This window comes from Oscillatoria sp. CS-180 (genome assembly GCF_028330965.1).
Taxonomy (GTDB): Bacteria; Cyanobacteriota; Cyanobacteriia; order Phormidesmidales; family Phormidesmidaceae; genus Halomicronema.
The window spans coordinates 95,131-109,388 of the sequence record NZ_JAQMUB010000089.1; the positions used below are offsets into that span (position 1 = coordinate 95,131).

Genomic DNA, 14,258 nt, shown 5'->3' on the forward strand with positions numbered 1-14,258 from the left:
CAGCTTGGTCAAGTATATCTCAGTGTCTTCAGGGAGCAGGGAATAGGGAACGGGGAGTATTGGTTCCTGTCACCTCCTCCCTATTCTCTCGTGACTGTATTTCAACAATAGGGGTAAGGCTGTAACATCTCAAGCTGAGTGGCGACGGCTATGGCATTAGTCCAAGGAGAAGTTAGCCAGGGGACTGCCGTTGAGCAGGGTATTGACGGCATCAGCGGCAGCCCAGCCAGATTCAAAAGCACTATTGATGTGGCGATCGCCACACCAGTCGCCACAAGCTACTAACGGCAGCGGGTCAGACATGGTTGGCAGGGAGTCAGGACAAGGCACTTTAACTCTCGCATAACGCCAGCGATGAACTTGCCAACGCAGGGGACGCATCATCCAGGACGCAATGAATTGACCGGCTTCAGCCAGGAGCGCTGAACCAGCGGGCTGTAGGTTGTCAGCATCCAGCCAGGTTTGGGCAAAATTGGAGCTGCTATGAAGCACCACATTAAATCCCTCAACGGAGCGTTTGCTGCTGTCTAACCCAATCCAAAAGAACGGAGTATCAGGATGACCTTCAATCGCCCACGGCTCAGTTGGATCACAGGGTAGAGGCGCAGCCACGAAAGCAAAGGGTGGCTCATACTGTGCCATCACAGTGAGGCAGGGAGCATACTGCACAGTGCTAATAGCGGTCGCGGCTTTTGCCAAGCTAGCGTGCGATCGCAGTGGTTCTAACAAGGGCACAATCTGAGGAGCGGGAATAGCCAGTACAATCGCCTTCGCCCTATGCTGAACGGACGTGCCATCTGCCACTCGTTCAGCCGTAATATGCCAGGTATTGTCAGGCGTCGGTAAGAGGGCTGTGACTCGTTGCTGACGATGAACGGCAAGATTGGCGGCGATCGCTTTGCCCACAGCAGACATACCCTGGGAAGCCACATAGTAAGGCAACGTGAGTTTGGCTGACTGGAGGTGCCCAGAAGGGTCTAAAGCATAGCAATGGGGTTGCCAAAGCGTTAGCACACCCTGGGCAATAAGCTGCTGAGTGAGTGCGTTCAGCCATTCTCCTTCCGGTTGAATGTAGCGAGCACCATGGTCTAGGGGAACGCCATTAATGCGACGGGTTGCCAGGCGACCGCCCAATCCTCTTGATTTTTCCAGTACACAAACTTGGTAGCCTGCCTGCTGCAATCGTCGGGCACAGATCAGTCCTGCCATGCCCGCCCCCACAACTACTACATCTTGGAGGGCCATACTTTGTTTCCGTAAAACGCCTGCTCCATACGCTACCATTCGGTCATCTGCTCATATCATCTCTCCGAATCCTTTTGCACGGGATACTTCTCAATGCTTAGAATGAGACAGTCTCCCAATCCTAATTCGGGTATTTTGTTGTGGACGAACTGCGTTCTGCCCTTGAACTCGCGACCGATGACGAATTGCAAGCTCTCACAGAATTGCTGTTTCGTCCCAAACTTAACCCTTTGGACTATCTGCGACGTCCCTACGCCGTTGAGCTATCCAATGCTAGTCGGCAGGAGTGGCTAGACAAATTGGAAGAGCGGTTTCGCTATTTAGCAGCCGATGGACTAACGGTGATTCAAGGGCGCTGTCAGCAGGTTTCGTATCGTCAGGCATTAGTACAGGTCTGCCAACATCTCCACATTACTTACTCCAACACTTTTGAAACCACTGAGTTGGAATCTGAGGTCTTTCTACACATTATGGAGAAAGCTTGGCAGCGGCTCCCGCAGAGAGAGAAGCGATCGCTACAAAAACGAGTGCGGCAGTCAATCTCAGGTAGCGCTGAATATCAAGCATTGCCAATTCCACTCCAGGACAATCCGCTAGGGCTTTTGGTTAAGGGCAGCAGCGCCTTAGCCGTTAGTACGGTGGTGAAACCCTGGTTGCTGAAGCAGATTGCCCGTCAGTTTGCGATGCAGATGGCCCGACAGCAAATGGCTAAGCAGGCGCTCACAAGGGGAGGTTTATCGATAGCGGGCCAAATTCACGGTCGAGTGACAGTTGCCATGGCCTCCCGAGGAATGGCCGTGAATGCCGCACGATATGCCACAACTCGCAGCTTTTTTGCAGTATTGGGACCCGCGATGTGGACCTGGTTTTTTGCTGATTTAGGATGGCGGGCGATCGCCACCAACCATAGTCGTATCATTCCAGTTGTGTTTGCACTGGCTCAAATTCGCCTCACCCGAGGAGACTGCTACGAATTAGCGCGGTGCTAGCAGAGGGGAGGGTATGCAGGAATCCAATACCACCCAAAATCACTACACACTGCTGCGGGTGAAGCCAACTGCCTCTCCCCAGGAAATTCGGCGTGCTTATCGGGATCTGAGTAAGCTATATCACCCCGACACTACGACGCTGCCACCTGAAACGGCAACAGAGAAGTTTAAAATTCTCAACGCAGCGTATGCAACCCTCAGCAATCCAGAAGCACGGATTGCTTATGATTACAGCATTGGTATTTCTAGAGTTGCAGTCATTCAAGCACCGTCTTATCTGAATCGACCTGCTTCAGAGCGGGGTAAATACAAGAACAAAAATGCTTACCTAGACCCGACCGATCGCCCCCTTTCCCCTGGCGAACTCTTTGCCCTCTTTATCTTGGGCGTCACTTTTGTGGGCTGTTTGATTTTAGTCTTTGCGATCGGATGGACGAAAGGCGAAATCGTTTTATCGCCGTCCTCAACGGAAGCTGCGATTTTAGAGCAGACTACCCCTCTGCAAACGGAACGGACCTCAGTATCTGATCTGCCTTCTCCCCAAAATGACCAGGGACTTCCTTCCCCAGATCAAGAAACGGGACCTATTGGAGCTCCGCCGTTGCCTGACACGCCACCTAAAACACAAGAGGATGTGCCAAAACCCTTGCCGTTCGAAAATCTTTCTCCGAAGATAATTTAAGACATTGATGGAGACGAAATAACTCTATGGTCATGCCAAGTGCTGATACGCCACTCTATAATCATCCGCTACCTGATATTGAACAATGGCTGCGGGAGCAGGGCTGTCATCAAAATGCTGAAGAACTTCATGAATGGCACATTGAAAAGATGAATTGGCAAGCCGATATCAGCTTGGAGGTTGATTCAATCGTGGTGTCTTATCTCAAGACTCAGTCGAGTGGAGAAGATATTCAGCGCGTTTTTAAGTACTCACTCAGCCGTCAAGATCTAGAAGAGGCTATTTTTTCCGGGCCTTAGGACTAGCAGTATCAAAACTATGAAAAGGGAGAAGTATGGATTCGCAGTCTCACACTGAGCCGCAGGCGATCGCGCTTACACCTGAAGGACCGACGATTCCAGCGTTGGGAGTTGGAACGTGGGCCTGGGGAGATTCGCTTTTTTGGAGCTATGGCAAAGAGTATACCGAAGCAGATTTACAGCAAGCGTTCAAGGCTTCTGTTGCTGCTGGGGTTAACTTTTTCGACACTGCTGAAATATATGGCTTTGGCGAATCGGAGCGGCTAATCGGGCGATTCTTGCAGCAGGTCAATCAGCCTGTCTTTCTGGCAACGAAATATTTCCCCTTACCGTGGCGCTTTTCTACAAAAGCTGTGTCTGAAACCCTGACGGCTAGCCTAGAGCGCCTACAGCTAGAAGCCGTCGAACTATATCAAGTGCATTGGCCTCTGGACTTTTTCATGAAGCAGAAAGATTTGATGAATGCATTAGCAAACGAGGTCAAGCAGGGTCGCATTCGAGCAGTGGGGGTCAGCAACTATTCGGCTCAGCAGATGCAGGAAGCTCATCATTACCTATCAGACCGGGGGGTGCCTCTCGCTGTCAACCAGGTGCAGTATTCGCTGCTACACCGCAAGGTTGAGAGCAACGGAGTGCTAGATATGGCCCGTCAGCTAGGCGTGAACATTCTGGCTTATAGCCCTTTGGCACAAGGGTTATTGACGGGTAAATATTCCACACAGAATTACCAACCTCCCACCGGGGCGCGAAAGCTAGACCCTCGTTTTAGCAAGCAGGGCTTAGACAAGATTGAACTGGTGCTGACAACCCTGAACGCGATCGCTCAAGCCCATGACAAAACTCCGGCGCAGGTTGCCCTCAATTGGCTAATTTGCCTAGGCAACGTCGTTCCCATTCCCGGTGCTAAGAATGCTCATCAGGCTCGCCAAAATGCAGGTGCGCTTGGTTGGAGAATGACCGCCGAAGAACACGAGCAGTTGGGTCGAGTGACGCGACCCTGGCTATAGGAAGATAGCAGCATGCACTTGCATCAAGCACACCCCATTCCCTATTCCTTGTCCCTTAAGACACTGAAGATGTACTTGCCCAAGCTGCACAGGGCCATAAGTCAGCGCATTAACTGATCCGCTTTAGCAACTAACAAGCAGCCACCTGTAAGATTTATCCCTCTATCCTCAAACCCATCCATGCGACAATGATGAGCCTGTGCCGTTCACGCGCTTAACTCATGAATTCTGCTCGCCCTGCTTCTGATGCGATCGCAACCGCTTTGGATCCTAGCACTGATTTAACTTTTCAGCTGCCAGACCCTGAAGATGCAGACCTGTCCGAATTTGAATTTCAGCAGCAAATTGAGACGGCATGGCAGGTGTGCGATCGCTTCGATCTACAAACAGATATCTGGCGAGGGCGAATTTTGCGGACGGTGCGCGATCGCGAGAAGCGTGGGGGTGATGGGCGGGGCACAGGATTTTTGAACTGGCTGCGCGATCGTGAAATCACAAAAAGCCAGGCATATTCGCTGATTGAACTGGCAAACAGCGCCGATACGCTACTCCAAGAAGGGTTACTAGAACCAGAGTCCGTCAACAATTTCAGTAAACGAGCATTTGTTGAAACAGCACAGTCAGCGCCTGAAGTGCAGCAGTTAGTGAGCGATGCTGCGCAACGGGGAGAGCAGATCACTCGCCGGGAGGTACGGCAAATTTCTGATGAGTGGACCGCAATGACATCTGATCTGCTGCCGACAGAAATCAAAGAAAAAGCGGCAAACAACACCATCCCTACTCGCTACCTTGCCCCCCTAGTTAAAGAGATGGAGAAACTACCGCCACCTCATCAAGAGACCTTGAAAACTGAGGTCATGCTGAATCCCGATATTGATACGCTGAAGCAAGTCACCGCCGAGGCCCGTTATTTGGCTAAGTACTTGGAAGCTGCCGTTCAAGTGCAAGCTCTAAACAGCGAGAACCTCGACTTGGAACAGGCATTAGAAGAAGCCCTACGCATTGGCTGTTTGAATGCTACCGCCGATTTAGTTAAACAAGCTTCTCAGCTAGAGCAGGCCACCGCCAAGCTTTACAGCGCTTGGAATCAGATCAACAAGCTAGCTGAGCGTGTGTATGTAGACAGCGGCTCCAGTACCCCCCATCTCCGTAATCTCCTTAGCCATCTTGATCCGCTAACGAATCAAACCTTGGAGGTTCAACTCGGCGATCCTGAAAGCCCACTATCCCATACGGTACGGTTGCGATTGCTGGGAATTGAGGAAAGCAGTGGAGAATAAAGGGATAGCCCTTATACGCCGCCTTACTCAGCTATAGCCCTGTGCAGATTGGTGCAGATTGGGCGAGTCCATCTCAGTGTCTAAGGGAGCAAGGAATGAGGTGTGCTTGACTCCAACGCATACCGCTATAGCTTGACGAAGGTAAGCGAAATCGGTGTGGCATTACGTTAAAGATCGTGGCAAACCAAGGTTCTGACCGCACAACTCATGGATCTCTCCATTCGCCCCATACCTCAGGGCACGATCAAAATTGGACAGGGCGACAGATTAATTACCCGATTCGTAACGCTCTCCGACATCGTTTCCTCAATTAGACCAATCCCTCGACAGCCCATCACAATGAGGTCAGCTTCAATCTCATCAGCAACGTCGCAAATCACAAAGGCAGGCTGTCCTGTCCGCTCCAGCACTTTGCTCTCAACACCTTGTTGATCAAAGAGGTCTTTAGCTTGAGCAAGCAGCTTGGCAACCGCCTCAGGAGAGGCCTGTTGCGGATGCTCAGCATTCTCTTGAATTTCTACAACAGATAACAAAACAAGCTGACTCTGGTTTTGTTTGACCAGGTCGACTACTAGACTAGCCGCTTGTTGAGCCTCTGGACTCATATCAATAGGAAACAGAACCGTCTTGAACATAGCCCCTCAGACGAATACACAGACTCCGGTAGAATGATTCTCGGACATAGCTTGTAGCACTGGCAACAGAATAATGTGGCTTGTTTGACGCTAGCGAGCTACAGCTTCAATCTTAGAGTAATTCAAGGGTTGGGGTCTCTCTGCAAGAGCCGTGCATAAACGTAATAATCGCAACCTGGGAGGTTCAGGCCTGTGGCAAAGAAAACAGTGGCAACGCTAACCGAAGCAGATGTATCCGGCAAGCGCGTGCTGGTGCGGGCTGATTTCAATGTTCCTTTGGATGATCAGGGCAATATCACCGATGACACTCGGATTCGGGCCGCACTACCAACGATTCAAGACTTGACTGGCAAAGGAGCCAAAGTTGTTTTGTGCAGTCATTTTGGTCGTCCAAAAGGCAAAGTTGTCGACAAAATGCGCTTGACTCCAGTTGCTGATCGTCTATCAGAAGTACTGGGTCAGAAGGTTGTGAAATGTGATGACTGCGTGGGCGATGCAGTTGCAACTGCAATCAATGGTCTGGGGAATGGACAGGTTGCGCTGTTGGAAAACGTTCGCTTCTATGCGGGTGAAGAAGGCAACGACCCGGAATTTGCTAAGCAGTTAGCGGCTAACGCAGATCTCTACGTTAACGATGCCTTTGGCACTGCTCACCGCGCTCATGCTTCCACAGCAGGGGTAACCGAGTACCTTAGTCCCTCCGTTGGAGGCTACCTGATTGAAAAGGAATTGCAGTATCTCCAAGCCGCGATCGAAAGCCCTCAGCGTCCTTTGGCGGCCATTATTGGTGGTTCTAAAGTTTCTAGCAAGATTGGTGTCATTGAAACCTTACTTGACAAGGTAGACAAGCTGCTCATTGGTGGTGGCATGATCTTTACCTTCTACAAAGCTCGCGGCCTCAACGTTGGCAAGTCTTTGGTTGAGGAAGACAAGCTAGACCTTGCTAAGTCTTTGGAAGAGAAAGCCAAAGAAAAGGGCGTTGATCTGCTACTCCCTACAGACGTTGTGGTTGCCGATAATTTTGCCCCCGACGCCAATGCTCAAACGGTTAGCGTTGATGCTATTCCTGATGGTTGGATGGGTCTCGATATTGGTCCCGACTCGGTAAACACATTTCAAGCCGCTCTCAAAGAATGCAAGTCCGTTATTTGGAACGGTCCGATGGGTGTGTTTGAATTTGACAAGTTTGCAGCAGGCACCGAGGCGATCGCTCGTACTCTAGCAGAACTCACACCCCAAGGCGTCACCACTATCATCGGCGGTGGTGACTCTGTAGCAGCCGTTGAAAAAGTGGGTGTTGCTGATCAGATGAGTCACATCTCCACAGGTGGTGGTGCCAGCTTAGAACTTCTAGAAGGCAAAACCCTACCTGGAATTGCTGCGCTAGATGAAGCGTAATATATAGCTCCAGTGAATTAAACGACCCGCTCAACATGACCTTATAGTGGGGCACGTTGAGCGGGTTAGGCCGTCGCCAGTTCTGTTGAGGTAAGACGGTGAACCATTTGACTATAGCGCTAAGCACCCGGATGTTATTGGGTTCACAAGCCTAGATGGCCAAAGCTATACTTTATGTCTGGACTATGCTCGACTAAAAAGTAAGCTGTTATGCCTGCAAAGGATCTCTACCATGATGCAGTGAAAGCAGCTCTGACCAAAGATGGTTGGTTAATAGTAGCTGATCCCTACCGTATTCAGTACAAGGACATTGACCTGTATGCTGACTTAGCAGCGGAACGACCAATTGCGGCTGAGCGGGGGGGACAGAAGATAGTTGTTGAGGTCAAAAGCTTTGTTGGACGATCTCCAATGACTGATTTTCACAATGCTATAGGTCAATATGCTGTCTATCGAAGTCTAATTCAAGCAACAGAGCCTGACTACCAGCTATATCTAGCAATTGACGATATTACTTACGAAAACTTTTTTAAGCGCGAAGGTATCGCCTTCATCATTAATGACAGCCAGATTGCTCTATTCGTCATAGCTGTTGAGCAACAGGAGATTGTAAAGTGGATAAGTTAGAGAAATATCGTCGGATTATCCAAGAAGTTTTAGTTGCTTATCAGAAATGGGCATCAAAAGCTGACCAATCTAGAGTAAAGCAATGCGTCTCTTTTGACGAAAATCATGATCATTACTTCTGGTTCCACATAGGATGGAATGACAAAAGGCGAGATTTTGGTGTGACCGTTTATCTCCGTATTGAGAATGACAAAATCTGGGTTGAAGAAGATTGGACTCAACACGGTGTTGCCAACGACTTACTGAACGCTGGAATTCCTGCCGAAGACATTGTTTTAGGATTTCAGCATCCTAGCAAGCGCCCCTTGACCAATTTTGCTATGGCCTGATGAAGACTTTTCTATTCAATGTCCAAAAAGGCATGTTTGTTTCCCATCATCGTTGACAGCATGGCAAATAAATAGGCGCTAAATCCTCTTTCCGTCTCACCTGACTCTCAACTAGAGTCGATATCCTGAAGAGGTTATCTATCCAAAGAGATGTTATGCAGGTTGCGCTACCGATCGCAAAAGACCTTGTATTCATTGGCGGAGGCCATACCCACGCGATCGTGCTGCGAAAGTTTGGCATGAAGCCGCTGCCTGGAGTGCGCCTAACGCTAATCACTAATCTTGTAGACACCCCCTACTCAGGAATGCTGCCCTGCCATGTTTCTGGGCTGTATGATTTCGATGAATCCCACATTGACTTGCGTCCTCTCAGTCGCTTTGCCCACTGTCAACTCATGATGGACAGGGCTGTTGCCATTGACGTTGAAAATCAGCAGGTAATCTGTGCCCATCATCCCCCCGTTGCATTTGACGTGTTATCCATCGACACAGGTAGTACGCCCGCAACGGTTGCTGTACCAGGTGCTAAGGACTATGCAATTCCTGCAAAACCTGTACCGGATCTTTTGCAAGCATGGGACGAATTTTTGACCGGAATTTGCCAATCCAAACCTAAAGCCGTTTCCTTTGCAGTAGTGGGTGGTGGTGTTGGTGGCGTGGAACTAACACTCAACATGCAGGCGCGATTATGGGATTTGATGGACCAGTTGGGTCAATCGCATCAAGATCTGTCCGTTCACCTTTTCCACCGGGGTGAAGACATTGCCAATGGGCGCAATCGTAGTACCCGTAGGCTACTCCATCGGCGATTTGTTGAGCGAGGCGTTAATCTGCACCTGCAAGAATCGGTCTGTGCTGTCGAGCCAACTGACACTCACCAGCGAATTGTACGCTGCGAGTCAGGTCTAACAGTGCGGTGCGATCGCGTCTTCTGGGTTACAAACGCCTCTGCTCCCGGTTGGATTCAAGGCTCAGGGCTAGCGACAGATGACTCTGGATTTTTGCTAGTCGAGGACACTCTACAAAGCAGTTCCCATCCCAACATTTTCGCGGCGGGAGATGTTGCCACCATGAGGAATCATATGCGTCCCAAAGCCGGTGTTTTTGCTGTCCGGCAGGGCAAACCCTTATTTCACAACTTGCAAGCCTATCTAACCGGTCAGCCGCTTCAGCCTTTTACTCCCCAAAAGCAATATCTCAACATTATTGATACTGGAAATGGCAGCGCGATCGCCTCTCGTGGTCCGTTTACATTTGAGTCCTCACTGATGCGAGCTTGGAAAGATCGAATTGATCGCAAATTCATGCGGCTATTTTCAGACTTTCCGACCATGTCGCCCAAGCCGTCTGAACAAACGACTGAAAAGTCAACTCCGATACCTCAAATGTATTGCGCTGGATGTGGGTCCAAAGCAGGCAGCGATGTTTTGAGCCGAACTTTGCAGCGGCTGCAGCAGGATACTGTTGCCACTGATCTAGCTGATGAGACCGTTTTGATTGGCCTAACGGCTCCTGATGATGCAGCGATCGTTCAGCTTCCACCTGATAAACTTGCCGTTCATACAGTGGACTATTTCACTGCTCTGGTCGACGACCCGTTTGTGTTTGCTCAAATCGTGGTGAAGCACTGCCTGAATGACCTCTACGCCATGGGAGCAACGCCCCACACCGTGCTAGCAATCGCAACACTGCCCTACGGCACGTCTGTTAAACAAAGCGAAACGCTGTTTCATCTGCTGTCTGGCGTTCAAAAATCACTGATGTCTGCTAAAGCTTCCCTAGTAGGCGGCCACACGACGACAGGTGAGCAACTTGCTTTGGGGTTATCCTGCAATGGTCTAGTCACACCAGATGCTATTTTGCGCAAACAAGGAATGCAGATTGGAGACGCCCTCATCTTGACGCAACCCCTGGGAACCGGAACGCTGTTTGCGGCAGACATGCAAAAGCGAGCAAAAGGGCGCTGGATTGAGAACGCGATCGCCTACATGATCCAGTCTAGTCAGGCGGCTATGAAGTGCTTGAAGCACTATCACGTCACAGCCTGCACTGACGTTACAGGGTTCGGCTTACTAGGGCATTTGGTTGAGATGACAACGGCTTCTGAAGTAGCGGCAGAACTCGATTTGCAGTCGCTTCCTGTTTTAGAGGGAGCCTACACCACTTTGGACTACGGCATCGTGAGTTCACTGCAGCCGCAGAACAGGCAGGCCGCGCGATCGCTTAAAGATGCTGTCTCCTATGCCAACCGACCTGACTATCCAATTCTGTTTGATCCTCAGACGGCAGGAGGGCTATTGGCGACGGTGCCGAGCGATCGTGCAGATGACTGTGTCGCGCGACTTCACGAATTAGGATACGCCGCCGTGAGGATTGGCACGGTTGTGGCTGCCAAGAACGCAGAGCCGCCTATTACAATTAAGGCATGGTGAAACGGCTTGAAATTCAAGATTTTCTGGCAGCTCCCGAACCTATGCTAGATGTCCGGAGTCCCGGAGAATATAACCAGGGGCACATTCCAGGGGCTATTAGCTATCCGCTATTTAGCAACGAAGAACGTGCTCAGGTCGGTATTTGCTACAAGCAGCAGGGACGAGACGCAGCAGTCGAACTAGGCTTTGATCTGCTAGGACCCAAGCTGGGGACGATGGTCAGATGGGCAAAAAACATTGCGCCCAACAGAACAGTACGAGTCCACTGCTGGCGGGGAGGAATGCGAAGTGGCGGCGTTGGCTGGGGTCTGCAAATGGCAGGCTTTCAAGTCACAACTCTTGAAGGGGGCTACAAAGCATTCCGTCGTTGGGCACGACACGTCTTTGAAACTTCGCGACAAATCATTGTGCTAGGTGGCATGACGGGAACTGGCAAGACCCATATTCTCCATGCGCTGCAAGATTTGGGAGAACAAGTTCTTGATTTGGAAGGATTGGCTAATCACCGAGGCAGCAGCTTTGGCAGTTTGGACATGCCGCCTCAACCCACTACAGAACACTATGAAAATTTAATTTGCGATCGCCTGTCTCAACTCGATTCCCAACGCCCTGTATGGATTGAAGCCGAGAGCCGTAGGGTGGGGGTTTGTCGTGTGCCAGCTGAACTGTTTCAGCAAATGGAGATTGCGCCAACGCTCGAAATTGTGCGCTCAATAGACGAAAGGCTCGATATCTTGGTTGAAGTCTATGGTGAAACCAATCGGGATGAGTTGGTCGCGGCCACCGAGCGCATTCGCAAACGATTAGGAGGACAACGGACTCAAGCAGCCGTTGACCTCATTCGTCAAGAGCAACCACGAGAGGTCTGTAAGGTTGTGTTGGACTACTATGACCGCACCTATCGCCATGATTTGGAGCGACGCAACAAAATTATTCCTCAAGTTGATGTGTCAGGATTGACTCCTAAGGCAGCCGCTCAGTTACTGGTTAAAAAAGCCCCTTTCTTAGTTTCTACCAGCGTGTCTTTAACCTAGTCTGAGTGGCAAACGGGTCACGGTGCCCTACCCTGTATCAAGAAGGATCAAGGGTGATTGACAGCGTTCATGTTCCTCAAAACGCTAGAACTGAGGCATTTCCGCAACTATAGCGAGCAGCGGATAGATTTCACTGCGCCTAAAACAATTCTGCTGGGGGAAAATGCTCAAGGCAAATCCAATCTATTGGAATCGGTTGAACTGCTAGCGACGCTCAAGTCTCATCGTACGAGTCGCGATCGCGATTTGATTCAAGATGGTCATTCTAATGCTCGTATCACCGCTGAGGTGAACCGCGATATTGGCTATGCCGACCTTGCTTTAGTGTTGCGAGACAAAAGTAGACGCACCGCTATCCGAAACGGTGAAAAGCTACGACGCCAAATGGATTTTTTAGGAGCGCTGAACGCAGTTCAGTTTTCCAGTTTAGATCTGGACCTCGTGCGGGGTGGACCGGGCGAACGTCGAAGCTGGCTGGACACTCTGCTAATGCAGTTGGAACCCGTTTACGCCTATATCTTAGGTCAATATCAGCAAGCCTTAAAGCAGCGCAATGCCTTACTCAAACAAGAAGAGGTTTTACCTGATCAAGCCCAACTTGCCTTGTGGGATGCTCAGCTGGCCGCTTTGGGAACGCGCGTGATCCGGCGGCGATCGCGGGGATTGGCGCGCCTTGTACCTCTCGCTCAATACTGGCATGAAGCTATTAGTGGCAAAACAGAATATTTGCAATTGAGATATGCCGCGAACGTTTCCTGTGACGAAGATGATGCCACTGTTATCCAATCAGCTTTTTTGGAAAGGATTCAGCGGCGGGCGATCGCAGAACAGTACCAGCATACGACTCTTGTGGGTCCGCACCGAGACGATATCGAATTTACAATTAACGACACACCGGCTCGTCAGTACGGTTCGCAAGGTCAGCAGCGAACATTAGTCCTTGCTCTCAAGCTGGCAGAACTAGAGCTGATCGAATCTGTCATTGGCGATCCTCCCCTATTGCTACTGGACGATGTGTTGGCAGAACTTGATCTCAATCGCCAAAATCAGCTTTTAGAAACCATTCAAGATCGTTTCCAAACATTAATTACCACAACGCATCTCGGATCTTTTGATGCTCAATGGCTGAACGCATCTCAAGTCTTACAAGTGGTAGCAGGCCAAATTACGTCATGGAAGTAGTGCCTCAAAGTCCCAAAGTCAGCAATTGCGTAGTTGTCAACGCTATTGTTTAGAGCAAAAAAGCTTGAATCCCTCCTTGATACAACCAGGGTTGAGAAGCTGGCTTAATGACATCTGCGAAGTTACCCTTCTGTGAAGTCACCATTGCGCGAGCTAAAATCCACTAACTCAGCCTCACCAATCCGCAAAATTTGATTTTTCGTGAAGATTTCAGTTCTAAAGATTCCGTGAAATTATGGAATTCGATGAGAGTGACCGCGTAAGTTCTACACAACACGGCACACGACTACTGAAACTCGCAATGGATTTGAGGAATCAAGAATTTCAAGCGTGTATTTGTGTTTTCCTATAGCCTAACTTATCAACATCATAGTATCTAAGGGAGTCCTAACACGGAACATATGTCCTAGCCAAGTGTTGTGGCTAAGCTAGTTCAAGCTTCATGTTTCTAATAAAAGTTGTTGAAAACCTGAAGGCAATAGACCATTTCAAGGACGTTCAATGAAAAAATAATCTTATAGCTCTAATAAGTAATTGCTATCTACTTATTGTCCTGAAAAGCTGAACTATTTCTCTGGCAGCCCTCTCAACAATCAACCTCAAACTTGTATAGCTCCAATAATTTCAGCTACTAGAAACAACGAGTTTGATTAGGCCCTCGACTTAGAAAAATAGTCAGCTAGCAACCTTTTCCGTTAGGACACTTATGTGAATTGCTCAGGCCAATTTGGCAAAGAGGTGTTCTGTTAGCTCTTTTATAAAGATTCAACATGGTTATTGATCCGCAAAAAATGCTACTTATCGAGGATGATTCTAATGATATAGAGTTAGTACAACTTGCTATTCAAGATTTTAGGTTTATTCGAACACTTGATGTCTTAACCGACGGGGAGCAAGCCGTCACTTATCTGTTAGGTACTGCTACTCAAGCGCCAGTAAATGAATTCCCAAGGGTTGTACTCATGGATTTAAAGCTACCTAGTACCGCATGGCAGAAATGGCGTTACCCTTTAGAACCGTCTCTGAGATTCCGATGATGCCCCGTCTTTCTGCTCCAGCGATTACTTTGAGCGCGTCAGAACAGGATGAGCTAGAGTCCCTAGCGAAGCGCCCCAGCAC

General features: G+C 49.5%; 13 protein-coding genes. 11 read left to right on the plus strand and 2 right to left on the minus strand.

The window, feature by feature from the left end; all coding sequences use genetic code 11:
* Window positions 1-156: 156 nt before the first annotated feature.
* On the minus strand, window positions 157-1,245 hold the full coding sequence (locus tag PN498_RS23695; protein ID WP_272065891.1) for an NAD(P)/FAD-dependent oxidoreductase: 1,089 nt from the start codon (window positions 1,243-1,245) through the stop codon (window positions 157-159).
* A gap of 140 nt (window positions 1,246-1,385) precedes the next feature.
* Between PN498_RS23695 and PN498_RS23700 the strand changes: the two genes are divergently transcribed.
* The 5 genes from PN498_RS23700 (at window position 1,386) to PN498_RS23720 (ending at window position 5,502) form a co-directional block, all read left to right on the plus strand.
* A complete protein-coding gene (locus tag PN498_RS23700) occupies window positions 1,386-2,234 on the plus strand; it encodes a YaaW family protein (RefSeq protein ID WP_272065892.1) in 849 nt (282 codons plus the stop codon).
* A gap of 13 nt (window positions 2,235-2,247) precedes the next feature.
* Window positions 2,248-2,916 (plus strand): J domain-containing protein, encoded by a 669-nt coding sequence (locus tag PN498_RS23705; protein ID WP_272065893.1) that lies wholly within the window; start codon window positions 2,248-2,250, stop codon window positions 2,914-2,916.
* A 26-nt stretch (window positions 2,917-2,942) separates the two neighbouring features.
* Window positions 2,943-3,215, plus strand: coding sequence for a DUF3143 domain-containing protein (locus PN498_RS23710; protein WP_272065894.1), 273 nt, complete (start codon window positions 2,943-2,945; stop codon window positions 3,213-3,215).
* A 35-nt stretch (window positions 3,216-3,250) separates the two neighbouring features.
* Window positions 3,251-4,222, plus strand: coding sequence for an aldo/keto reductase (locus PN498_RS23715; RefSeq protein ID WP_272065895.1), 972 nt, complete (start codon window positions 3,251-3,253; stop codon window positions 4,220-4,222).
* A gap of 221 nt (window positions 4,223-4,443) precedes the next feature.
* Entirely contained in the window at window positions 4,444-5,502 is a 1,059-nt protein-coding gene (locus PN498_RS23720) for a hypothetical protein (RefSeq protein ID WP_272065896.1), read from the plus strand.
* A gap of 233 nt (window positions 5,503-5,735) precedes the next feature.
* Here PN498_RS23720 and PN498_RS23725 read toward each other — a convergent pair whose 3' ends face one another.
* A complete protein-coding gene (locus tag PN498_RS23725; protein ID WP_272065897.1) occupies window positions 5,736-6,137 on the minus strand; it encodes a universal stress protein in 402 nt (133 codons plus the stop codon).
* A gap of 192 nt (window positions 6,138-6,329) precedes the next feature.
* On the opposite strand from PN498_RS23725, the gene PN498_RS23730 reads away from it, so the two are divergent.
* The 6 genes from PN498_RS23730 to recF all read left to right on the plus strand — a co-directional run bounded on the left by PN498_RS23730 (window position 6,330) and on the right by recF (window position 13,139).
* On the plus strand, window positions 6,330-7,535 hold the full coding sequence (locus PN498_RS23730; RefSeq protein ID WP_272065898.1) for a phosphoglycerate kinase: 1,206 nt from the start codon (window positions 6,330-6,332) through the stop codon (window positions 7,533-7,535).
* Window positions 7,536-7,745: 210 nt separating this feature from the next.
* Window positions 7,746-8,162 (plus strand): XisH family protein, encoded by a 417-nt coding sequence (locus PN498_RS23735; protein ID WP_272065899.1) that lies wholly within the window; start codon window positions 7,746-7,748, stop codon window positions 8,160-8,162.
* Entirely contained in the window at window positions 8,150-8,491 is a 342-nt protein-coding gene (locus PN498_RS23740; protein WP_272065900.1) for a XisI protein, read from the plus strand. Before PN498_RS23735 ends, PN498_RS23740 begins: the two co-directional genes overlap by 13 nt.
* 155 nt (window positions 8,492-8,646) lie before the next feature.
* Window positions 8,647-10,923, plus strand: coding sequence for a selenide, water dikinase SelD (selD, locus tag PN498_RS23745; protein ID WP_272065901.1), 2,277 nt, complete (start codon window positions 8,647-8,649; stop codon window positions 10,921-10,923).
* Window positions 10,917-11,957, plus strand: coding sequence for a tRNA 2-selenouridine(34) synthase MnmH (gene mnmH / locus PN498_RS23750; RefSeq protein ID WP_272065902.1), 1,041 nt, complete (start codon window positions 10,917-10,919; stop codon window positions 11,955-11,957). The genes selD and mnmH overlap by 7 nt, the downstream gene beginning before the upstream one ends.
* Window positions 11,958-12,026: 69 nt before the next feature.
* Window positions 12,027-13,139 (plus strand): DNA replication/repair protein RecF, encoded by a 1,113-nt coding sequence (recF, locus tag PN498_RS23755; protein ID WP_272065903.1) that lies wholly within the window; start codon window positions 12,027-12,029, stop codon window positions 13,137-13,139.
* Window positions 13,140-14,258: the final 1,119 nt, after the last annotated feature.